Annotated in this window: 22 protein-coding genes; 9 read left to right on the top strand and 13 right to left on the bottom strand. The window is 74.1% G+C overall.

Going from position 1 to position 19,232, the window contains the following annotated elements:
• Nucleotides 1-15: 15 nt before the first annotated feature.
• From HDG68_RS04265 to HDG68_RS04245, 5 genes are all read right to left on the bottom strand, one after another.
• Nucleotides 16-651 carry a YitT family protein gene (locus HDG68_RS04265; protein ID WP_172149617.1) on the bottom strand — a complete coding sequence of 212 codons (636 nt, stop codon included), beginning with the start codon at nt 649-651 and terminating at the stop codon, nt 16-18.
• A gap of 169 nt (nt 652-820) precedes the next feature.
• Nucleotides 821-1,849, bottom strand: coding sequence for an alcohol dehydrogenase AdhP (adhP, locus tag HDG68_RS04260; RefSeq protein ID WP_172149615.1), 1,029 nt, complete (start codon nt 1,847-1,849; stop codon nt 821-823).
• Nucleotides 1,850-2,038: 189 nt separating this feature from the next.
• Nucleotides 2,039-2,965: a methylenetetrahydrofolate reductase gene (locus tag HDG68_RS04255; protein ID WP_172149613.1), complete on the bottom strand. Its 927-nt coding sequence runs from the start codon at nt 2,963-2,965 to the stop codon at nt 2,039-2,041.
• 37 nt (nt 2,966-3,002) lie between these two features.
• Nucleotides 3,003-3,431, bottom strand: a complete 429-nt coding sequence (locus tag HDG68_RS04250) for an META domain-containing protein (RefSeq protein WP_172149611.1) — start codon at nt 3,429-3,431, stop codon at nt 3,003-3,005.
• A 24-nt stretch (nt 3,432-3,455) separates the two neighbouring features.
• Complete coding sequence (locus tag HDG68_RS04245; protein WP_172149609.1) at nt 3,456-4,844, bottom strand: NAD-dependent malic enzyme; 1,389 nt, start codon at nt 4,842-4,844, stop codon at nt 3,456-3,458.
• 164 nt (nt 4,845-5,008) lie between these two features.
• Between HDG68_RS04245 and HDG68_RS04240 the strand changes: the two genes are divergently transcribed.
• On the top strand, nt 5,009-5,890 hold the full coding sequence (locus HDG68_RS04240) for a phosphotransferase enzyme family protein (protein ID WP_343037423.1): 882 nt from the start codon (nt 5,009-5,011) through the stop codon (nt 5,888-5,890).
• A gap of 28 nt (nt 5,891-5,918) precedes the next feature.
• On the opposite strand, the gene HDG68_RS04235 is transcribed toward HDG68_RS04240, so the two are convergent.
• Genes HDG68_RS04235 through HDG68_RS04225 form a run of 3 tightly spaced genes read right to left on the bottom strand, consistent with a single transcriptional unit; the run spans nt 5,919 to nt 7,692 of the window.
• The gene (locus HDG68_RS04235) at nt 5,919-6,938 is read right to left on the bottom strand and encodes an LLM class flavin-dependent oxidoreductase (protein WP_172149607.1); all 1,020 of its coding nucleotides are present in this window, start codon (nt 6,936-6,938) and stop codon (nt 5,919-5,921) included.
• Nucleotides 6,939-6,974: 36 nt separating this feature from the next.
• The gene (locus HDG68_RS04230) at nt 6,975-7,346 is read right to left on the bottom strand and encodes an iron chaperone (RefSeq protein ID WP_172149605.1); all 372 of its coding nucleotides are present in this window, start codon (nt 7,344-7,346) and stop codon (nt 6,975-6,977) included.
• Nucleotides 7,347-7,356: 10 nt separating this feature from the next.
• Nucleotides 7,357-7,692, bottom strand: coding sequence for a DUF3291 domain-containing protein (locus HDG68_RS04225; protein WP_172149603.1), 336 nt, complete (start codon nt 7,690-7,692; stop codon nt 7,357-7,359).
• A gap of 122 nt (nt 7,693-7,814) precedes the next feature.
• Between HDG68_RS04225 and HDG68_RS04220 the strand changes: the two genes are divergently transcribed.
• Entirely contained in the window at nt 7,815-8,606 is a 792-nt protein-coding gene (locus HDG68_RS04220) for an alpha/beta fold hydrolase (RefSeq protein WP_172149601.1), read from the top strand.
• A 5-nt stretch (nt 8,607-8,611) separates the two neighbouring features.
• On the opposite strand, the gene HDG68_RS04215 is transcribed toward HDG68_RS04220, so the two are convergent.
• Together HDG68_RS04215 and HDG68_RS04210 are read right to left on the bottom strand one after the other, a co-directional pair.
• The gene (locus tag HDG68_RS04215) at nt 8,612-10,030 is read right to left on the bottom strand and encodes a PP2C family protein-serine/threonine phosphatase (RefSeq protein ID WP_172149599.1); all 1,419 of its coding nucleotides are present in this window, start codon (nt 10,028-10,030) and stop codon (nt 8,612-8,614) included.
• A gap of 26 nt (nt 10,031-10,056) precedes the next feature.
• Entirely contained in the window at nt 10,057-10,878 is an 822-nt protein-coding gene (locus tag HDG68_RS04210; RefSeq protein ID WP_172149597.1) for an alpha/beta fold hydrolase, read from the bottom strand.
• 85 nt (nt 10,879-10,963) lie between these two features.
• On the opposite strand from HDG68_RS04210, the gene HDG68_RS04205 reads away from it, so the two are divergent.
• The 5 genes from HDG68_RS04205 (at nt 10,964) to HDG68_RS04185 (ending at nt 15,515) form a co-directional block, all read left to right on the top strand.
• Nucleotides 10,964-11,449 (top strand): GNAT family N-acetyltransferase, encoded by a 486-nt coding sequence (locus HDG68_RS04205; protein WP_343037422.1) that lies wholly within the window; start codon nt 10,964-10,966, stop codon nt 11,447-11,449.
• Between the two features lie 38 nt (nt 11,450-11,487).
• A complete protein-coding gene (locus HDG68_RS04200) occupies nt 11,488-12,024 on the top strand; it encodes a DinB family protein (RefSeq protein ID WP_172149595.1) in 537 nt (178 codons plus the stop codon).
• Between the two features lie 74 nt (nt 12,025-12,098).
• Nucleotides 12,099-13,556, top strand: a complete 1,458-nt coding sequence (locus HDG68_RS04195) for a tyrosine-type recombinase/integrase (protein ID WP_172149593.1) — start codon at nt 12,099-12,101, stop codon at nt 13,554-13,556.
• Nucleotides 13,557-13,713: 157 nt separating this feature from the next.
• Nucleotides 13,714-14,667 carry a coiled-coil domain-containing protein gene (locus HDG68_RS04190; RefSeq protein ID WP_172149591.1) on the top strand — a complete coding sequence of 318 codons (954 nt, stop codon included), beginning with the start codon at nt 13,714-13,716 and terminating at the stop codon, nt 14,665-14,667.
• Nucleotides 14,667-15,515: an alpha/beta fold hydrolase gene (locus tag HDG68_RS04185; RefSeq protein ID WP_172149589.1), complete on the top strand. Its 849-nt coding sequence runs from the start codon at nt 14,667-14,669 to the stop codon at nt 15,513-15,515. Before HDG68_RS04190 ends, HDG68_RS04185 begins: the two co-directional genes overlap by 1 nt.
• Before the next feature lie 19 nt (nt 15,516-15,534).
• On the opposite strand, the gene HDG68_RS04180 is transcribed toward HDG68_RS04185, so the two are convergent.
• The gene (locus HDG68_RS04180; protein ID WP_343037421.1) at nt 15,535-15,984 is read right to left on the bottom strand and encodes an Lrp/AsnC family transcriptional regulator; all 450 of its coding nucleotides are present in this window, start codon (nt 15,982-15,984) and stop codon (nt 15,535-15,537) included.
• Between the two features lie 229 nt (nt 15,985-16,213).
• Here HDG68_RS04180 and ald point away from each other — a divergent pair, with 229 nt between their 5' ends.
• On the top strand, nt 16,214-17,326 hold the full coding sequence (gene ald, locus HDG68_RS04175) for an alanine dehydrogenase (protein ID WP_172149585.1): 1,113 nt from the start codon (nt 16,214-16,216) through the stop codon (nt 17,324-17,326).
• Between the two features lie 38 nt (nt 17,327-17,364).
• Nucleotides 17,365-17,778, top strand: coding sequence for a hypothetical protein (locus HDG68_RS04170; protein WP_216647994.1), 414 nt, complete (start codon nt 17,365-17,367; stop codon nt 17,776-17,778).
• Nucleotides 17,779-17,805: 27 nt separating this feature from the next.
• Here the strand turns inward: HDG68_RS04170 and HDG68_RS04165 are convergent, their stop codons facing one another.
• Both HDG68_RS04165 and galE read right to left on the bottom strand, forming a co-directional pair.
• Complete coding sequence (locus HDG68_RS04165; protein WP_172149583.1) at nt 17,806-18,096, bottom strand: hypothetical protein; 291 nt, start codon at nt 18,094-18,096, stop codon at nt 17,806-17,808.
• A gap of 59 nt (nt 18,097-18,155) precedes the next feature.
• Nucleotides 18,156-19,178: a UDP-glucose 4-epimerase GalE gene (gene galE, locus HDG68_RS04160; RefSeq protein WP_172149581.1), complete on the bottom strand. Its 1,023-nt coding sequence runs from the start codon at nt 19,176-19,178 to the stop codon at nt 18,156-18,158.
• Nucleotides 19,179-19,232 lie beyond the last annotated feature (54 nt).

Genomic DNA, 19,232 nt, shown 5'->3' with positions numbered 1-19,232 from the left:
GGTGGCGGGGGTGGGTCAGTAGCCGGTGTAGCGGCCGGGGCGGTGGTTCATGGCGAGCACGAGGTTGAGCAGGACGGCACCGAGGGCGGACAGCAGCACGGTGGTGACGGGTACGACGGTGAGGGCGACCAGGACGACGGTGGTGTCGAGGGCCATCTGGACGTAGCCGGCGCGCCATCCGAGGCGTTCCTGGGCGATGAGGGCGAGGATGTTGAACCCGCCGAGGCTGGAGCGGTGGCGGAAGAGGATGAGCAGGCCGACGCCGGCGAGGGTGTTGCCGGCGAGGACGCCGTACAGCGGTGGCAGGTCGACGGTGCCGAAGACGGCGGGGTGCAGGACGGAGAAGGCGGACACGAGGGCGATGGCGGCGCCGGTGCGCAGGGTGAAGCTCCAGCCCTTCTTGGTGATGGCCAGCAGGAAGAACGGCAGGTTGACCAGGGCGAAGAGGGCGGCGAAGGGCAGCGGGGCGACGTAGCTGACCAGCAGGGACAGGCCGGCGGTGCCGCCGGTGACGGCGGAGACGGACTCGAGCAGGTACAGGCCGAGGGAGACGACGAAGGTGCCGGTCAGGATGCCGAGGGCGTCTTCGAACCGGGTGTGCTTGACGCCGGTGGTCTCGGGCCCGGTGGGCGCGGGTGGGGTGGAGCTCATGGGTGGTGGCGGTCCTCGTGGGTCCGGGTGCGGGCAGGGGGCACGGGGTGGCCGTGCGGGTGCCATGGTGCCACGGACGACGACGGCCGGACCGGCCCGGTGGGCTGGTCCGGCCGTCGGGCGCGCGCCGGTGGAGGGGAAGGGTGCGGCGCGCGCTGCTGCGCGGGGGTCAGCCGCGCATGTCCATCACGATGCGGCCGTCGATGGCGCCGTCGAGCATCTCGGTGAAGATGTCGTTGATCTCGGCCAGGGGGCGCACGGCGTAGGTGGGGTCGATGAGGCCGCGGGCGAAGAAGTCGAGGGCCTCGGCCATGTCCTTGCGGGTGCCGACGATGGAGCCGCGCACGGTGAGCCCGAACAGGACGGTGGAGAAGATGTCGAGCCCGAACTGCTCGGGGGGCAGGCCCACGAGGGCGACGGTGCCGCCGCGGCGCAGGCCGCCGACGGCCTGGGGGAAGGCCTTGCCGTTGACGGCGGTGACGAGGCCGCCGTGCGCTCCGCCGCCGGTGAGCTCGGCGATGCGGGCGACGACGTCGTCGGTGGTGGCGGCGTTGACGGTGGCTTCGGCGCCGTGCTTGCGGGCCAGGGCGAGCTTGTCCTCGGCGACGTCGACGGCCAGGACGCGCATGCCCATGGCGCGGGCGTACTGCACGGCGATGTGGCCGAGTCCGCCGATGCCGGAGATGAGGACCCACTGGCCGGGCTTGACCTCGGACTCCTTGAGGCCCTTGTAGACGGTGACGCCGGCGCACAGGATGGGGGCGGCGGCGGCGAGGTCGACGCCCTCGGGGATGACGGGGGCGTAGGCGGCGTCGACGAGCATGTACTGGCCGAAGGAGCCGTCGACGCTGTAGCCGCCGTTGGCCTGGTTCGGGCAGAGGGTCTCGCGGCCGGTCTCGCAGAACTCGCACTCGCCGCAGGCGCTCCACAGCCAGGCGTTGCCGACGGTGTCGCCGACGGCCAGGCGGGTGACGCCGTCGCCGACGGCGACGACCTCGCCGACGCCCTCGTGGCCGGGGATGAAGGGCGGGGTGGGCTTGACGGGCCAGTCGCCGTGGGCGGCGTGCAGGTCGGTGTGGCAGACCCCGGAGTAGAGCACCTTGACCAGCGCCTGGCCGGGTCCGGGTTCGGGCAGGGGGACCTCGTCGATGCTCAGCGGGGCGCGGAACTCGGTGACGACGGCTGCCTTCATGCTCATGGTGACCTCCTGGGGTCGGGCGACGACGGTGGACTCGTCGGTGCCGGGCCCGGGCGGGTTCGTCGGCCTGCGGGGGCTCGTCGTCGGCGATACCACCAGTCTATCCCTGTGGTCTGACCACAGCAGGGTGGGTGGCCGTGATCTCGGCCACGCGCCGTCGCGCCGGTCGTCTCCCGGCGCCGAGCGTCCCTACAGGTCCGTGCCCAGGTGGGCGTCGAGGTGGGCCGCCAGGCGCACCGACGCCTCGATCTCGGCCCGGCGGATCGAGACCGACTCGACGTTGAACCCGTACGGGATGGCGTGCCGGCGGCAGAACCGGGCCAGCTCGGCGGCGATCGTGACGCACTGGTCGTAGCTGACCGCCAGCGGGTCGCCGGTGTGGCGCAGGTCGTTGCGCATCCACCCGGGCACGTGCACCCCCAGCCACTCCAGGAACGCCAGGGTGCGGTCCGAGCCGCACACCGACAGGGTGAACACCACCGGCGCCGGCCGTTCGCCGACGTCGCGGCACGCGTAGTGGTAGTCCGAGACCATCGTCTTGGCAGCGCCGACGTCGTAGACCACCTGCGTCACGAAGTAGTCCACCCCGGCCGCCTGCTTGGCGCGCATGCGCTCGTGCTCGTCACCGCGCGAGCCGTGCCGCTCCGGGATCGCCACCGCCCCCAGGTGCAGCCCCGGCGCGTGGGCCGCGCACAGCCGCTGGGCGCGCGACAGGCTCGTGCGCACCGGCGCGTCCGAGGCCGAGGCACCCACCAGCACCGTCGAGACCCGCTCCGGGTCCTGCGCCGCCAGCCATCCGCTGAGCTCGTCCGGGTCGTACTTGCCCACCGACCGGTACACCACCACGGGGCGGTCCCAGCCCGTCAGGTACCGGGTACGGAACTCGTCCGGGTCGATCGTCGGCAGGTACGGGAAAGGTCGCTCGTGCGGGTTGCGGTCCGACTCGTCGTCGATGTCGTACAGCACCAGGGCGTCCAGGTCCAGGCCGCGCAGGCGCTCGCAGGTGCGGTCGGCCACGCGCTGGGCGTCGGCCTCGCTGGTGGCGCGCTTGGGCGGGGTCAGCGCGAACAGCAGCAGCGGGCGTCGGGTGTCCGACGGCGGGACGAACGCGGCCATCGGGTCGCCTCCTCGGGGTGCGGGGCCGGGGTCGGGCTCAGTCTGCCCGGGGTGCCAGGCGCACGGTGACCTCGCCGGCGGCGAGGACGAGCTCCTCCCCCTCGAACGTCAGCGTGGGCGACGAGCCCAGGAACGCCGTGAACCACTCGTCCTGGGCCATCAGGTCCGGCGAGCACGCCATCCGGGTGCCGGCCGGCTCGCCCTCCAGCTCCAGGGTGCCGTCGTCCCAGCGTGCCGGCGCCGTGAAGGCGTTGCAGCCGGGCTGGGTGCCCACCGAGTCCTCGGTGAACGCCAGCACCACGTCCGAGCCGGTCGCCAGCTCGTGCCCGGTCACCTGCACGACGCCGTACGTGGTCCCGGCCGGGTCGGCGTCACCGGCGCAACCGGTCAGCATCCCCGCGAGCGCCAGGACGGCCAGGACGAGCGGGGGGCGTGACGGGCCGGGTCGGCGCAGGGTCGAGGGCACGGGCCCCACCCTACGACCGCGGGCTCACCGGTCGGCCTCGGCCACGGCGCGCACGGCACCGGCCACCGCCTCGGCGACGCGGTGGTCGAACACCCCGGGGATGATGAACGCGCTGTTCAGCTCGTCGTCGGCCACCACGCCCGCGATCGCGAGCGCCGCCACACGCATCAGCTCGTCGGTGATCTCGGTGGCACCGGCGTCCAGCAGGCCGCGGAACAGCCCCGGGAAGGCGAGCACGTTGTTGATCTGGTTGGGGTGGTCGCTGCGCCCGGTGGCCACCACGGCGGCGTGCTCGGCGGCGGCGACCGGGTCGACCTCCGGCGTCGGGTTCGCCAGCGCGAACACGATGGCGTCGTCGGCCATCGTGGCCACGTCCGCACCGGTCAGGATGTCGCCGGCCGAGACGCCGATGAACACGTCCGCGCCCGCGAGGGCCTCGGTGAGGGTGCCGTCGAAGCGTTCGGGGTTGGTGTGCTCGGCGATCCAGTTGCGGTGGGGGTCGTCGTCGAGGGTGCCGGGGTGCAGGGCGCCGGTGCGGCCGTAGGCGATGATGTGCTCGGCGCCCTGGGCGCGCAGCAGGCGGATGATGGCGTTGCCGGCGGCGCCGACGCCGGAGACGACGACGCGCACGTCGCCGATCTTCTTGTGGGTGACCTTCAGGGCGTTGACCAGGGCGGCGAGCACCACGATGGCGGTGCCGTGCTGGTCGTCGTGGAAGACGGGGATGTCGAGCTCGGCGCGCAGGCGGGCCTCGATCTCGAAGCAGCGGGGTGCGGAGATGTCCTCGAGGTTCACTCCCCCGTAGACGGGGGCGATGGCCTTGACGATCGAGATGATCTGCTCGGTGTCGGTGGTGTCGAGGCACACGGGCCAGGCGTCGACGTCGGCGAACTGCTTGAACAGGGCGGCCTTGCCCTCCATGACGGGCAGTGCGGCGGCGGGGCCGATGTCGCCGAGGCCGAGCACGGCGGTGCCGTCGGTGACCACGGCGACGGTGTTGCGCTTGATGGTCAGGCGGCGGGCGTCGTCGGGGTTGTCGGCGATGGCGGTGCACACGCGTGCCACGCCGGGGGTGTAGGCGCGCGACAGGTCGCGGCGGGTCTTGATGGGGGTCTTCAGGGCGATCTCGATCTTGCCGCCGAGGTGCAGCAGGAACGTCGAGTCGGACCACTTGAGCACGTGCACGCCCTCGAGGGCCTCGAGCCGGTCCACGACGCGCTGGGAGTGCTGGGTGTCGACGGTGTCGCAGGTCAGGTCGACGACGAGGCCCTCGGGGGTGGAGTGGGCGACGTCGACGCCGGTGACGGCGGCGCCGGTGTCGGCCACGGCGGTCACCACGGTGCTGGTGGCCTGCTGGGAGGCGGGGACCTGCACGCGCAGGGTGATGGTGTAGCTGGGGCTGGGAAGTGCCACGGTGCCTGCCTCCTGTCGCGGCGCCGGTGCCGCGTGCTCGATGCGTCGGGGCCCCAGTATGGCGCGCACGCCGCCCGGGCGGGACCGTCCGACCGCCGTCGGGCCTGCCGGCGGTGCAGGTGGCGACGTCGTCTCACGAGGCCGGGGGCGGGTAGCGTGCCGGGGTGCCCTCGTCACCCGTCTCGCCCGCCGCCGCGCTGCCCGGCCTGTGCGCGGACCGCAGCGAGGTCGTGACCTCGTGGTTCGGTCACCTGGAGGTGGTCGCCGACCACTCGTGGGGGCTGACGGGCACGCGGGTGCTGCAGCTACGGCTCGACGACGGCACCCAGGTGGCGCTCAAGGCGTTCGGGCCGGCCGACCACCACTTCGCCCGCGAGCTGGCCGCGCACGAGCAGCTGCTGGGGCGCCTGGACGGTGGGCGTGTGCCGCGTCTGCTGCACGCCGACCGCGAGCGCCGCCTCCTGGCGACGGCGTGGCTGCCGGGGGTGCTGGTCGAGGGGCATCGCGCCGAGCGTGCCGCGGACACCTACGCCCAGGCCGGCGGGCTGCTCGCGCGTCTGCACGCGGGCGCCTCACGGGTCGACGGCGATCACGAGGCCGCTGCCGACGCCAAGGCGCTGGGATGGTTGGACGGCGAGCACCGCATCGCCGCCGACGTCGAGGCGCGGCTGCGGGCGGTGATCGCCACGCACGAGCACCCGCCGGTCCGGGTGGTGCCCACGCACGGCGACTTCCAGCCGCGCAACTGGGTGATCGGCCACGACGGGCTGGTGCGCGTCATCGACTTCGGCCGGTTCGCGTGGCGGCCGCCGGCCACCGACCTGGCGCGCCTCGCCGCCCAGCAGTGGATCGGCCGCCCGGACCTGGCGGCGGCGTTCGTCGACGGCTACGGCGCCGACCCGCGCGGCGGACCGGCATGGCGGCGCATCCTCGTGCGTGAGGCGATCGGCACCGCGGTGTGGGCCCACCGCGTCGGGGACGAGGCGTTCGAGGCCCAGGGGCACCGCATGATCGCCGCGGCGCTCGCGGACGCCGAGGCACCCTGAGCAGCCCCGTGACGTCCCGCCGGGGTTCCTAGCGCCAGCCGAGCGCCGGGGCGACGTGGCGCACCACGTTGTCGATGACGTGGGCGTTGTAGTCCACCCCGAGCTGGTTGGGCACCGTCAGCAGCAGCGTGTCGGCGGCCGCGATCGCGGTGTCGCCCGCCAGGGCGTCGACGATCTCGTCGATCTCGCCGGCGTAGGTCTTGCCGAAGCGGGCCCGCCCGCCGTCGAGGACGCCGACCTGGTCGGTGGACTGCGTCTCGAGGCCGAAGTAGGCGCGGTCGCGGTCGTCGGTGATCGGGAAGATCGACCGGGACACCGACACCCGCGGCTGCCAGGGGTGCCCCGCCGCGGCCCAGGCGTCCTGGAACCGTTGGATCTGCTCGGCCTGCAGCGCGTGGAAAGGCACGCCGGTGTCCTCGGTGAGCAGCGTCGAGCTCATCAGGTTCATGCCCTGCGCTGCTGTCCACTCGGCGGTCGCCCGGGAGCCGGCACCCCACCAGACACGTCGGCGCAGGCCGGGCGAGTGCGGTTCGATCCGCAGCAGCCCGGGCGGGTTGGGGAACATGGGGCGCGGGTTCGGCTCGGCGAACCCCTCGCCGTCGAGCAGCTCGAGGAACCGGGCCGTGTGCCGGCGCGCCATGTCGGCGTCGGACTCGCCCGGTGCGGGCACGTGGTCGAAGTGGCGGTAGCCCTCGACCACCTGCTCGGGGCTGCCGCGCGAGATGCCGAGCTGCAGCCGCCCGCCCGCGATGAGGTCGGCCGCGCCGGCGTCCTCGGTCATGTACGCGGGGTTCTCGTAGCGCATGTCGATCACGCCGGTGCCGATCTCGATACGCCGGGTGCGCGCCCCGACCGCCGCCAGCAGCGGGAAGGGGCTGGCCAGCTGCCGGGCGAAGTGGTGCACCCGGAAGTAGGCGCCGTCGGCGCCCAGCTCCTCGGCGGCCTCGGCCAGCTCGATCGACTGGGTCAGCACGTCGGCCGCGCTGCGGGTGGCCGACGACGGATGGTCGGTCCAGTGACCGAACGACAGGAAACCGATGTGCTTCATACGGGCGTCAACCGTGCCCGGCGCGGCGCATTCCCGCTACATCCAGCCGACGCCGTCGACCTCGTGCTCGCGCACGCGGTGCGCGACCATCCGTTCGAGCAGGGCGGCGGGGACCTCGACGTCGTAGGGCAGCTTGACCGACCCCTTGCCCGTGGTCAGACCGGCGCCGGCCAGCTCGGCGGCGAACGACTCCTTCGTGCTCGGGGTGAACACGACGTTCGCGTGCTTAGCGTGTCCCGAGAGCATGAACAGGATCACGCCGTCGGGGTGCACGAACGCCGGCGCACGCCACCGGATCGCCTCGACGGCGTCCGGCGCCGCCCGACGCGCCAGCGTCACCAGCTCGGAGAGCCGGGCGCGGGCCGGGGAGTCGAACTGCTCCAGGTAGGACTCGATGGAGGTCGCCATGCGCCCCAGGCTACGAGCAGGCCCCGGCACGGGCCGGCCCGGCCGGTTCACCGGCGGCCGTGAACGGACGCTGCAGCGTGAACGCGTGCGAGCTCGGGCCGTGGGTCCGCACATGCAGCACCCGGTCCTCGGCCTCGGCGACGTCGGGCAGGTGCCCGGCCGGCACCCACCAGCAGGCCGCGTACGCGGACTGCAGCCGCCACACGAACCCGTCCGCGGCGTCGGCCAGGGCGTTGACCGGGTCGAGGTTCGCCACGAAGTCCGCCAGCTCGACACTGTCCAGCGGGGCCCGCAACTGGGCGACGTTGACCTGGGCGAGCTGCAGCGAAATCGTCACGAAAGTCATCGTGCCACCGCTGCTCCTGCGGACACGGCCTGCTCGCGTGCCGGCGACGCGGGGGGCGGGACGGCGGTCGTGCGACCGAGCCAGCGGGTGCGACGACGGCGCGGCGCTCCTAGCGTGGGCTCATGATCCTCGCCCACGACGTGACCGGATCCGGGCCCGCCGTCGTCCTGCTGCACGCCGGCGTCGCCGACCGGCGCATGTGGGACCCGATCATGGCCGGCCTGACCCAGACGTTCCGCGTGCTGCGCGCCGACCTGCGCGGGTACGGGCAGTCCCCGCTGCCGGCCGAGGACTACGTCGACGCCGACGACGTCGCCGAGACGATGGACGCCGCCCAGTTCACCGACGCCGTCGTAGTGGGCAACAGCCTGGGCGCGCGCGTCGCCTGCGAGCTGACGGCTCGGCATCCGGGACGGGTGCGCGAGCTCGTGCTCATCTCCCCCGACGTCGCCGCCAGCACGCCGGGTGAGGACCTGCGCGCCTTCGCGGCCCGCGAGGAGGCACTGCTCGCCGCCGGCGACGTCGAGGCGGCGGTCGCGCTGAACGTCGCCACGTGGCTGGGACCCGCCGCCGACGACGCCACCCGCGACCTCGTCGCCGACATGCAGCGCGAGATCCTGCACACCCAGCTCGCCGCCGAGGCGGACGCCACCACCCGGGGCGCCCCACCCGCGACGCCCCGGCCCGTCCCCGTCGACCCGAGCGCCATCCACGTGCCCACGCTCGTGGTCACCGGTGCTCACGACCTCGCCCACTGCCGGGCCGCCGCCGACGACCTCGTCGCCGCCGTGCCCGGGGCAGAACGCCTCGACCTGGACTGGGCCGGTCACCTGCCCACCCTGGAGAACCCGGACGCCATCGAGCCGCTGCTGCTGGACGTGCTGCGCGACGACCCCACCGTGCACGCCCCCTGAGCCGGTCACCGCACAGGACGCCACGTGACGGCCAGGACGCAGGCGTCGTCACGGGCGTCACCGTCGGACGCCACCAGCCGCGCCCCCCAGGACGGCGAGGCCGTGTGCGCCACGGCGGCCGAGGCCAGCGCGTTGAGACCCTCGGGCAGCGACTGGTCGCGCCGCTCGACCACCCCGTCGGTGAACAGCACGACCGTGTCCCCCGCGTCCAGGTCGATCGTCCCCTGCGCCCGCACCACCGGCGCGGGGACCCCCAGGGGCGTCGAGCGGCCCTGCCAGCAGTAGGCGCAGCCGCCGAGGGCCTGCACGTGCAGCGGCGGCAGGTGCCCGGCGCACGCGAACGTGAACCGGGACGTCGCCAGGTCCAGCTCGCCGTAGACGAGCGTCGAGCCGAAGCCGACGTGCCGGTCCACGACGAACCCGTGGACCAGGTCGACCACCGCCGCGGGGCCCCGTCCCGGCACCGCGAGCGCCCGCACGGCCGTGCGCAGCTGGCCCATGGCGGTCGCGGCCTGCAGCCCGTGGCCCACCACGTCCCCGACGACGACGGCCAACCGGGTGGGTTTCAGCCAAAACGCGTCGTACCAGTCGCCACCGACCTCCAGGCCCTGCTCCGCGGGCCGGTAGTGCGCCGTGAGCCGCAACCCGGGGTGGCGCGGCAGGTCCACGGTGAGCATCGCGTGCTGCAGCTCGTGGGCGACCGACGCGCTCTGCTCGTGCATCCGGGCGCGGTCCAGGGCGACCCCACCCTGCTGGGCGATGACGTCCAGGGCGTCGACGTCCACCGGCAGGTCGCCGGGACGGTCGTGCACCCGCACCCTCAGCACGCCGTGAGATCCCGCGGCGCCGGCCACGCCCACCTCGAACGTGCTCGCGCCCGTGCGCCGCACCGTCGCGCGGGCCGTGTCCCCCGGGTGCGACAACCGCACCTCGGCGACCGCCGGATGGCGGCTCAACGCGTCGACCAGCGCCCGGCGCACCTGCGCCGTGCCGGCCGCGCGGGACAACCCCGCCGTGGCGTCCTGCAGCCAGTGCAGCCGGTCTGCCCACCGTTCGGCCGCCAGCCGTGCCCGCACCAGCTCCTGGTGGAACTCGGCGCGCTCGCGCACCGCGAGCAACGCCACGTGCACGGTGCCCGCCGCCGTGCCGTCCGCGGTGTCGGTGGCGGCGGTCAGCAGCACCGGCAGCGGGCCCTCCACCGTGCGCACCTCGAGCGCCACCGCCTCGACCGACCCGGCCAGCGCCAGGGCCGGTGCCACGTGCGTGTCCCAGTAGATCCGCCCGCCCACCGTCAGCAGGTCACCGATGCGCCGTCCCGGTACCTCTGCGGGCGACTGCGACCCGGCGCACCGCGGCTGCCATCCCACGAACGTCTCGTTGGCCGCCACGACGTACCCGTCCGCGTCGAGGCGCAGCAACCCCAACGGGGCTCGCTCCCAAGCGTCCCCGCTCACGAACCCGCCGGCGACAACCGTGCCGGACTGAGGAAGTCGTCGACCGCCGCCACCAGCGCCGCCGGCGCGCTCAGCTGCGGACAGTGCCCCACGGCATCGAGCAGCACGAACGACGAACGCGCCAGGTGGGCGTGCACGTACCGGCCAACCGCCAACGGCGCGATCGCGTCCTCACGGCACTGCACCACCAGGCTCGGTTTGCGCACCCGCGCCAGGTCGGCCCGGTTGTCCGACAGGAACGTCGCCCGCGCGAACGCCCGCATCGCCCGCGGATCGGTGCGCACGAACGACGCCGTCAGCTCCTCACCCAGCTCGGGACGCTCCGGGTTCCCCACGATCACCGGAGCCATCGCCCTCGACCAGCCCAGATGGTTCGACTCCATCGTGGCCAGCAGCTCGTCGATCTCCGCCGCGCTGAACCCGCCGACGTAGTCGTCGGTGTCGATGTACCGCGGACTCGGCCCCACCAGCACCAGCCGGTCGACCAGATCCGGCCGCTCGGCCGCCACCAGCAGCACGATCGTCGCGCTGACCGAGTGCCCCACCAGCACCACCGGCCCCAGCGCCAGGTCCTCGAGCAGCTCGACCACGTCCTGCGCGTACCCCTCCAGGGCGGCGTGCCGCGACGGGTCGAACGCCCCCGGGTGCGCCGACCCCGACCCCGCATGGTCGAACAGCACCAACTGGTACCGGTCCACCAGCAACGGCACCACCCGGTGCCACATCGCCTGGTCGCAGCCCAGCCCGTGCGCGAGCACCAGCGTCGGGCCACCGGCACGCCCGAGGACCCGCACGTGGTGCCGCTCGCGAGGACTCACGCGTTCACCCTAGAGCGCCATCCGCACCCCGTGCACGGGTGAACCTCGCCGGTACGGACCGCCGCGCACCAGGCAGGATGGACCCGTGGACATCCTGACCGACTCCCCCACCCGCGCCGACGTGCTCACCCTGCTCGGCGAGCACCTCGACGAGATGCGCGCCACCAGCCCGCCCGAGTCCGTCCACGCCCTCGACGCGGCGGCGCTCGCGGCCGAGCACATCACGTTCGTCACGGCCCGGGACGACGACGGCACGCTGCTCGGGTGCGGTGCGCTCAGCGAGCTGGAGCCCGGTGTCGGCGGGCACGGTGAGCTCAAGTCCATGCGGACCGCGCGCGAGGCCCGCGGCCGCGGCGTGGCCACCGGGCTGCTGGCACACCTGACGGCCGTCGCGGCAGCACGCGGGTACGCCCGCCTCAGCCTGGAGACCGGGGCCGAGGACTTCTTCGCGCCGGCGCGGCGCCTGTACGCCCGCGCCGGCTTCGTCGAGTGCGCGCCGTTCGCCGCCTACGGACCGGACCCCAACAGCGTGTTCCTCACGAGGCGGCTGGCGCAGCCCGCCCGGTCCTGAGGCTTCCCGGCCGGGCACCGGGCCGCTACCGTCGGGCCATGACGACGATCAGCGACCCGGCGGACCGCCGGTTCTCGCCCCTGGTCGGCGGCGAGAAACAGATGCTCCTGAGCTTCCTCGCCTTCCAGCGCGACACGCTGCGCTGGAAGGCCACCGGCCTCGACGCCGCGCAGCTGGCCTTCCGCCACGCCCCGAGCGACCTCTCGCTCGGCGGGCTGCTCAAGCATCTGGCCGTCGTCGAGGCGGGCTGGGTCAACCTGACGTTCGCCGGTGGCGTCGAGGCGCCGTCGTGGCTCCAGCAGTGGCAGCAGGCGGACGACGAGGACTGGACGTTCACCACCGCCGACGCCGACTCCCCCGCACAGCTCTTCGCCTGGCTGGACGAGTCGCAGCGCGTGACCGAGCGGATCGTGGCCGACGCCGACGACCTCGACGCGCTCGCGGTCGACCCGGCCGACGAGGACGGCCCGACCTCGCTGCGTTGGATCCTGCTGCACCTGCTCGAGGAGTACGCCCGACACCTGGGCCACGCCGACCTGCTGCGCGAGGCGATCGACGGCACCGTCGGGGACTGACCGCTCCGGTGGTCGCCGGCGTCGCCGCAGGTCACCGGCTGATCGCTGTCGGCATCGCCCGCTAGGGTCCGGCCATGGCCTACACGGAGAAGCGCGCCTCGGCCGCAGGGACGACGTCGTACGTGGGGCGGTTCCGCGTGGACGGCCGGCTGCGCAGCACCCGGGCGTTCCGCGCCCGTCGCGACGCGCTGGCCGAGGCGCGCCGGGCGGAGGAGGCCGGCAAGCGCGGCGAGTGGATCGACCCGCGTGCCGGCGATCTCACCGTGGCGGCATGGTTCGACGCCTGGCAGTCCGCGCGCGCCGACCGGGCGCCCCGGACCCTGGAGTCCGAGCGCGAACGGTTCCGCTCGCTGGTCGCCCCGACCTTCGGCGGGACCCCGTTGCGTCGCGTCGCCCACGACGACGTCACCCGCTGGGCGGTCGAGATGCGCCCGCCGGGTGGCACGGGAGCCGCCTCTCCGGCGCGGCGCCGTGACGCCGTGCGCCTGCTGGTGGCGCTGCTCGACGCCGCCGTGGACGCCCGGCGGCTGACCACGAACCCGGCGCGCACGCCCTCGGGACGCGTGCCCTCGATGCCCCGGGCTCCGAAGACCAAGCCGCACCGCTACCTGTCCCACGAACAGCTGCGCCGGGTCACCGACGCGATCTCGTCCTCCCAGAGCGCCACCCTGGTGCTGCTGGCCGGTCTCACCGGACTGCGCTGGGGCGAGGTGTCGGCCCTGCGGGTCGGCGACGTCGACCTGCTGCGGCGCCGCATCACGGTCGCGCGGGCCTACACCCGGCTCGACGACGGCCGGCTGCTGCTCGGGGACACCAAGACCCACGCCCGCCGTGAGGTCCCGCTGCCGCGCGTGCTCGAACCCGGGCTCACCGCACTGCTCACCGGCAACGACGCCGCGGCGTTGCTGTTCACGGGGCGCGACGGCGGTCCGTTGCGCCGCGAGTCGTTCGACCGGTACGCCTTCCGCCCCGCGGTGCTGGCGGCCGGCACCGCGGTGGCCACCCTGCAGGACCTGCTCGGCGTCCCCGTGACCGGGGTCCTCGACACCACGACCCTGTCCGCGGTGCACCGGACCCAGGCCGAGCACGGCCTGGACCCCACCGGCGTGGTCGACGCGGCCACCTGGGACGTGCTGGTGAGCGTCGACCGCACACGCCGCGAGGCGATGACCCGCGGGCAGAAGACCGCGCGCACCCGGCGCCTGGCGGCCGTGGCCCGCGTGACGCTGCGAGCCGGCGCCGAGGACTTCGCCACGCTGACCCTGCACGACCTGCGCCACACCGCCGCGTCGCTGGCCATCGCCGGCGGCGCCACGGTCAAGGCCGTCCAGCGCATGCTCGGGCACGAGTCGCCGCTGCTGACCCTGCGTACCTACGCCGGACTGTTCGAGGACGACCTCGACCGGCTGGGCGAGTCGATGTCCGCGCAGTTCACCGCGCAGGACCCGACAGGCGCTGCTCACGATGTGCTCACCGAGGGCATGCACGCGCCGTCCGGCGTCGCCGTCCTGAGCGCTCGCGCAGCCCACTGACCTGCGCTGACGCTTCCTCTCTGCAGCGCAGCGTCGTCGATGCGCACCCGCTTTGGAAAAGCGGGTGTCGGTGGTTCGAAGGCCGGAGTAGTCGTAGTTTGGCGCGATGACGGTGACTACTCCCCCATCCTCGGAACTCGACGGCGAAGATCGCGACATGTCGGCGCCGACCGCCGAGCACGAACCACACGACACCGCCGGGCCGGCCACCGCACGCGAGCGGGTGTTCGCCGCGGCCGACGCCCTGCTCGCCGAGGACGAGCCCGTCACCGTCACGACCGTGCGCGAGCGCGCCGGCTGCTCGAACGCCACCGCCACCAGCCACCTGAGGGCCTGGCGTGCGGCGCGGGCCGCAGCCGAGGCGGAGGCCGCCCGGCTGCCCGACCTGCCGCGCTCGGTCGAGCTGCTCGTGCAGCGTGGAGTGACCGGGCTGTGGGCCGAGGCCGTTCGGCGCGCCCGGCAGGAGCACGCCGAGGAGTCCGCCGGTCTCCGGGCCGACCGGGAGGCAGCCCGCGAGGACGCCGCCCGGCTCGCGCGTGCGGTCGACGACGCCGTCGCCGAGCACGAGGCCGACCGCGACCGCCTGGCGGAGGCGACCCAGCAGGTGCAGCTGCTGACCGGGCGCCTGGAGCAGGCCGATGCTGAGCGTGACCGCGCGGACGGACTGGCCCGCCGCGCCGCCGGTCAGGCCGACGAGCTGCGCGAGGCCCTGCAGCAGGTGCGCGCCGAGGCCGACGTGCTGCGTCGTGATCTCGCGGCCACCACGCAGTCGCGAGCCGAGGCGTCCGAGCAGCGTGCGGCGGCCCGCGCCGACGCCGAGGCCCGGCAGGTGGCCCTGGACGAGGCACGCTCCGCGCTGGAGGCGCTGCGCACCGAGCTGCGCGGCTGCCAGGACGAGCGCGCGGCCGCCGTCGCCGAGCTGGCCGGCGCCCGTGCCGCGGCCGAACGTCGCGACCAGGAGCTGATCACGCTGCGCGACGAACGGGACGAGGCCCGCGCCCGCGCGTCGGAGACGGCGCAGGAGGCCGCGGCGCAGGCTGCGGCGCGGGCCCGCGCCGAGGGCGAGCTGGCCGGGCTGCGCTCCACGCTCTCGAGCACGCCGGAGCCGTGATGGCGGCACCGCTGCTGGAGCGCTCGTTCTCGTGGCGCGGCCGGGAGGTCGCCTGGACCTCCTTCGGTCAGGGACCGCCCCTGGTGTTCTGTCACGGCACGCCGTGGTCGTCGTGGCTCTGGGCGCCGTACGCCCGTGCCCTGGCGGAGGACTTCACCGTCCACCTGTGGGACATGCCGGGCTACGGCGCCTCCTCGCAGCATCGGGAGCACGATGTCCACCTGGGTGTCCAGGGCGAGGTCTTCGCGGACCTGCTGCAGCACTGGGCAGACCTGCGGGGCGGGGCCGGGAGCTGGGAGCCGCACGTGGTCGCCCACGACTACGGCGGAGCGGTCTCGCTGCGCGCGGCGCTGCTGCACGGTGCGCGGTACCGGTCGCTGTGCCTGGTCGACGTCGTGGCGCTGCGACCGTGGGGTTCACCGTTCTTCACGCTGGTCGGTGAGCACGCCGACGTGTTCGCCGCCCTGCCCGCGGCGGTGCACCGGGGTGCGCTGGAGGCGTACGTGCGAGGAGCCGCCCACCGACCGCTGCGCGCGGAGGACCTGGAGGCGCTGGTGGCACCGTGGCTCGACGAGCAGGGTCGGGCCGCCTTCTACCGGCAGGTCGCCCAGGCCGACGAGCGGTGGACCGCGCAGGTCGAGCCGCTGCTCGGCGACCTGGCGATGCCCGTGCACGTCGTGTGGGGCGCCGAGGACGCCTGGATCCCCGTCGACCGCGCACGACGTCTGACCGAGGCGATACCGGGCAGCCGCTTGACGGTGGTGCCCGACGCCGGTCATCTCGTCCAGCTCGACGCTCCCGTCGCCCTGGCCACGGTGCTGGCACGCTGGCTCGCCTCGGTGCGCTGACGGCCCGTGGCGGCGACGGTCAGTACCAACCGCCGCGGGTGTGCTGGAAGATCAGGTTCGTCTCGGTCAGCGCGACTCCCGGGTTGGCCGAGAGGTTCTCGATGACGAAGTCGTTGAGCACGTCCGAGTCGGGTGCGGTGACGTGCACGAAGAAGTCGTGCGCCCCGCCGATGAGGTAGACGTCCAGCACGCCCGGCAGCCGCGCCAGCTCGCGGGCGAACGCCGGCAGGTGCGAGCGGGCGGTGCCCTGCATCCGCACGGCGATGATCGCCTGCAGGGGCCGGCCGGCCAGCGCGGGGTCGACGTCGGCGTGGAAGCCGCGGATCACGCCCTCCTCGCGCAGGCGCCGCACCCGGGTCAGGCACGTCGAGGGCGCGATCCCCACCCGCGCCGCGAGCGCGTTGTTGGGCATGCGGGCGTCCTCGGCCAGCGCGGCGAGGAGGCGGTGGTCGATCCCGTCCAGGTGCACGGTGTCCCGCGCACGCCGCTCCAGACCTGCCCCCCGGTCGGCGCGAGCCCGAACATCCTGCGAATGGGCGGCGCGCCCCGTCCGTGAGATCGAAGATCCTGCGGCCATCGTCACAAAGTACCGAAGATCACGATGACTCGCGCTCTTCCGATGGACGAAGCGGCCAGACTGATGGTGAGCGCCGTCACATCTGGTCGGCGTCGTCGTGCTCCCGACCGAGAGGCCCCCGATGGACGTCGCCGTCCCGAAAGAAGTCAAGAACCACGAGGACCGGGTGGCGATCACCCCCGCCGGTGTCCACGAGCTGACCAGCCGCGGCCACCGCGTGCACGTCCAGGCCGGCGCGGGTCTCGGCGCCGGCATCACCGACGACCAGTACGCCACCGAGGGCGCCCGCATCGTCGACGGCGCCGCCGCGACGTGGGCCGCCGGCGAGATGGTGCTCAAGGTCAAAGAACCCGTGGCCTCCGAGTACGAGCTGCTGCGCTCCGACCAGCTGCTGTTCACCTACCTGCACCTGGCCGCGGACAAGACGCTCACCGAGGAGCTCCTCGCCCGACGCGTCACCGCCGTGGCCTACGAGACGGTCCAGCACACCGACGGGTTCCTGCCCCTGCTCGCGCCGATGTCCGAGGTCGCGGGCCGCCTCGCCACCCAGGTCGGCGCCGCCACGCTGCAGAACGCGGCCGGCGGACGCGGCGTCCTGCTCGGCGGCGTGCCCGGCGTGCCCGCGGCGAACGTGGTGATCATCGGCGCCGGCACCTCGGGCATGAACGCCGCCCGCATCGCCGTCGGCATGGGAGCCCACGTCACCCTGCTCGACACCAACGTCGACGTGCTGCGCGCCGCCGACCGCGAGCTCGCCGGCCGCGTGCAGACCCTCACGTCCAACCGCCTGTCGCTGCGCCAGGCCGTCCTCGAGGCGGACCTGGTGATCGGCGCGGTCCTGCTGCCCGGCGCCAAGGCCCCCGTGCTCGTGCCGAACGAGCTCGTGGCGCAGATGCGGCCCGGTGCGGTGCTCGTCGACATCGCCATCGACCAGGGCGGCTGCTTCGCCGACTCCCGGCCCACCACCCACGACCAGCCCACCTACCCGGTGCACGACACGGTCTTCTACTGCGTCGCCAACATGCCCGGTGCGGTCTCGCGCACCTCCACCTACGCCCTGACGAACGTCACCCTGCCCTACGCCGTGGCGCTCGCCGACGGCGGCTGGCGGGAGGCTCTCGGCGCCGACCCGGCGCTGGCCCGCGGTCTGAACACCCACGACGGCCACGTCACGCACGCGGGTGTCGCCGAGGCGCACGGGCTGGACCACCGTGAGGTCACGGGAGTGCTGTGATCGGGGGACCCGGCCGTGACCGTGTCCGGAGTTACGCCGTGACCCTGCGTCCGTTCGCGGTCCTCGTCGTCACCGTGCTGGCCGGGTGCCAGGCGACGGACGCCGACGACCCGGCAGGTGCGACGTCGGCTGCGGTGGACGAACAGCGCTTCCCCGACGTGCTGGAGGCGACGGTCGAGTGCGAGGGCACGAACTGCGACCTGGAGGTGACGATCAGCTCGCCGTACGACACCCCGGCGCGGTACGCCGACGGCTGGCGCGTGCTCACCACCGACGGCACCGAGCTCGGGGTGCACGACCTGGCCCACGACCACGCCGGCGAGCAGCCGTTCACCCGTACCCAGCGTGACCTCGAGATCCCGTCCCACGTCGAGGTGGTCGTCGTCGAGGCTCGGGACCTCGAGCACGGCTACGGTGGCGGGACCGTCACGGTGACGCTGCCCGACCGGTGAGCTCGCCGGCCGAGGTGCGCGCGACCGTCAGCCCAGGGCGCGCCCGACCGCGCGCAGCAGCCCCGAGGTCCCGACGGCACCGCGCCGGTAGGCGGCCACGGCCGCGCCGAGCGCGACGACGGGGCCACCGTCACCGAGGTCGGCGCGCCACACGTCGCGGTCGAACACCGCGGTGCGCCGGGCCGGACCGCGGTGCAGCCGGCCGGTCGCACGGGTCGGGGTGACCTCGTCGGCGCGGCGACGTGCGGCCGGTGCCAGCAGCGACGCCCGGTAGCGCGCGCCGGGATCCCATCGGGTGGTGCGCACGGGGTCGGCCATGCCCCCATGGTCGCGCCCGCGGCCCGGCCGCGCAACCCTCGTGGCGTCGTCGTGCCTGGTCAGGCGTCCGGGAAGCCCTGCGGGTTGGCCTGCTGCCAGCGCCACGTGTCGGCGCACATGTCGTCGATGGACTTCTCGGCACGCCAGCCCAGCTCGGTGTTGGCGCGCGTGGGGTCCGCCCAGAACGCGGGCAGGTCCCCCGCGCGCCGCGGCCCGACCTCGTAGGCCAGCTCGCGACCCACGGCCCGCTCGAAGGCGTGCAGCATCGCCAGCACCGACGTGCCCGTGCCGGTGCCCAGGTTGAAGGCGCGCACCGGCGTGACCATGGAGTCCAGGTGCTCCAGGGCCGCCACGTGACCGGCCGCGAGGTCCTCGACGTGCAGGTAGTCGCGCTCGCACGTGCCGTCGGCGGTGTCGTAGTCGTCGCCGAACACCGTCAACTTCTCCCGCCGGCCCACCGCCACCTGGGCGATGAACGGCATCAGGTTGTTCGGGATGCCCTGCGGGTCCTCCCCGATCTGCCCCGACGGGTGCGCCCCCACCGGGTTGAAGTAGCGCAGCAGCGCCACCCGCAGCCCCTCGGTGGCGGCGGCGACGTCGGACATGATGCGCTCGATCATGACCTTCGTCTGCCCGTACGGCGAGGACGAGGACAGGTGCTCGTAGTCCTCGGAGTACGGCACCGGGGCGTGCTCGCCGTAGACCGTCGCCGAGGAGGAGAACACCAGCCGCTGCACGTCGTGGCGGCGCATCGCCTCCAGCAGCGACAGCGTCGAGTCCAGGTTGTTGCGGTAGTACGCCAGCGGCTTCGCCACCGACTCCCCCACCGCCTTGAACCCGGCGAAGTGCACCACGGCATCGAACCGCTCGTGGTCGAAGAGGAGCTCGGTCTTCTCCGCGTCCGTCAGGTCGATCGCGTGCACCGGCACGTGCTTGCCGGACAACGCCTCGAGCCGACCGATCACGCTCGGCTTGGCGTTGGAGAAGTCGTCGACCACGACCACGTCGTGACCGGAGGCCAGCAGGGACAGGACCGTGTGGGAACCGATGTAGCCGGCACCGCCGGAGACCAGGACGCGCATGGGCCCGAGCCTACCCGGGCGACCACCGGCCTCCGGCCGCCGCCCGGCTGCCGG

Origin of the sequence: Isoptericola chiayiensis, from assembly GCF_013149805.1 — a bacterium.
GTDB classification, from domain to species: domain Bacteria; phylum Actinomycetota; class Actinomycetes; order Actinomycetales; family Cellulomonadaceae; genus Isoptericola; species Isoptericola chiayiensis.
The sequence above is the reverse complement of the archived record's forward strand: the minus strand, read 5'-3'. Positions and strand labels throughout refer to the sequence as shown.

What these genes read in the sequence shown, in the direction of transcription:
- HDG68_RS04265 (WP_172149617.1), bottom strand. Translation starts at nt 651, where the DNA reads ATGAGCTCCACCCCACCCGCGCCCACCGGGCCCGAGACCACCGGCGTC.
- adhP (WP_172149615.1), bottom strand. Translation starts at nt 1,849, where the DNA reads ATGAGCATGAAGGCAGCCGTCGTCACCGAGTTCCGCGCCCCGCTGAGC.
- HDG68_RS04255 (WP_172149613.1), bottom strand. Translation starts at nt 2,965, where the DNA reads ATGGCCGCGTTCGTCCCGCCGTCGGACACCCGACGCCCGCTGCTGCTG.
- HDG68_RS04235 (WP_172149607.1), bottom strand. Translation starts at nt 6,938, where the DNA reads ATGAAGCACATCGGTTTCCTGTCGTTCGGTCACTGGACCGACCATCCG.
- HDG68_RS04230 (WP_172149605.1), bottom strand. Translation starts at nt 7,346, where the DNA reads ATGGCGACCTCCATCGAGTCCTACCTGGAGCAGTTCGACTCCCCGGCC.
- HDG68_RS04225 (WP_172149603.1), bottom strand. Translation starts at nt 7,692, where the DNA reads ATGACTTTCGTGACGATTTCGCTGCAGCTCGCCCAGGTCAACGTCGCC.
- HDG68_RS04220 (WP_172149601.1), top strand. Translation starts at nt 7,815, where the DNA reads ATGATCCTCGCCCACGACGTGACCGGATCCGGGCCCGCCGTCGTCCTG.
- HDG68_RS04200 (WP_172149595.1), top strand. Translation starts at nt 11,488, where the DNA reads ATGACGACGATCAGCGACCCGGCGGACCGCCGGTTCTCGCCCCTGGTC.
- HDG68_RS04195 (WP_172149593.1), top strand. Translation starts at nt 12,099, where the DNA reads ATGGCCTACACGGAGAAGCGCGCCTCGGCCGCAGGGACGACGTCGTAC.
- HDG68_RS04190 (WP_172149591.1), top strand. Translation starts at nt 13,714, where the DNA reads ATGTCGGCGCCGACCGCCGAGCACGAACCACACGACACCGCCGGGCCG.
- HDG68_RS04185 (WP_172149589.1), top strand. Translation starts at nt 14,667, where the DNA reads ATGGCGGCACCGCTGCTGGAGCGCTCGTTCTCGTGGCGCGGCCGGGAG.
- ald (WP_172149585.1), top strand. Translation starts at nt 16,214, where the DNA reads ATGGACGTCGCCGTCCCGAAAGAAGTCAAGAACCACGAGGACCGGGTG.
- HDG68_RS04165 (WP_172149583.1), bottom strand. Translation starts at nt 18,096, where the DNA reads ATGGCCGACCCCGTGCGCACCACCCGATGGGATCCCGGCGCGCGCTAC.
- galE (WP_172149581.1), bottom strand. Translation starts at nt 19,178, where the DNA reads ATGCGCGTCCTGGTCTCCGGCGGTGCCGGCTACATCGGTTCCCACACG.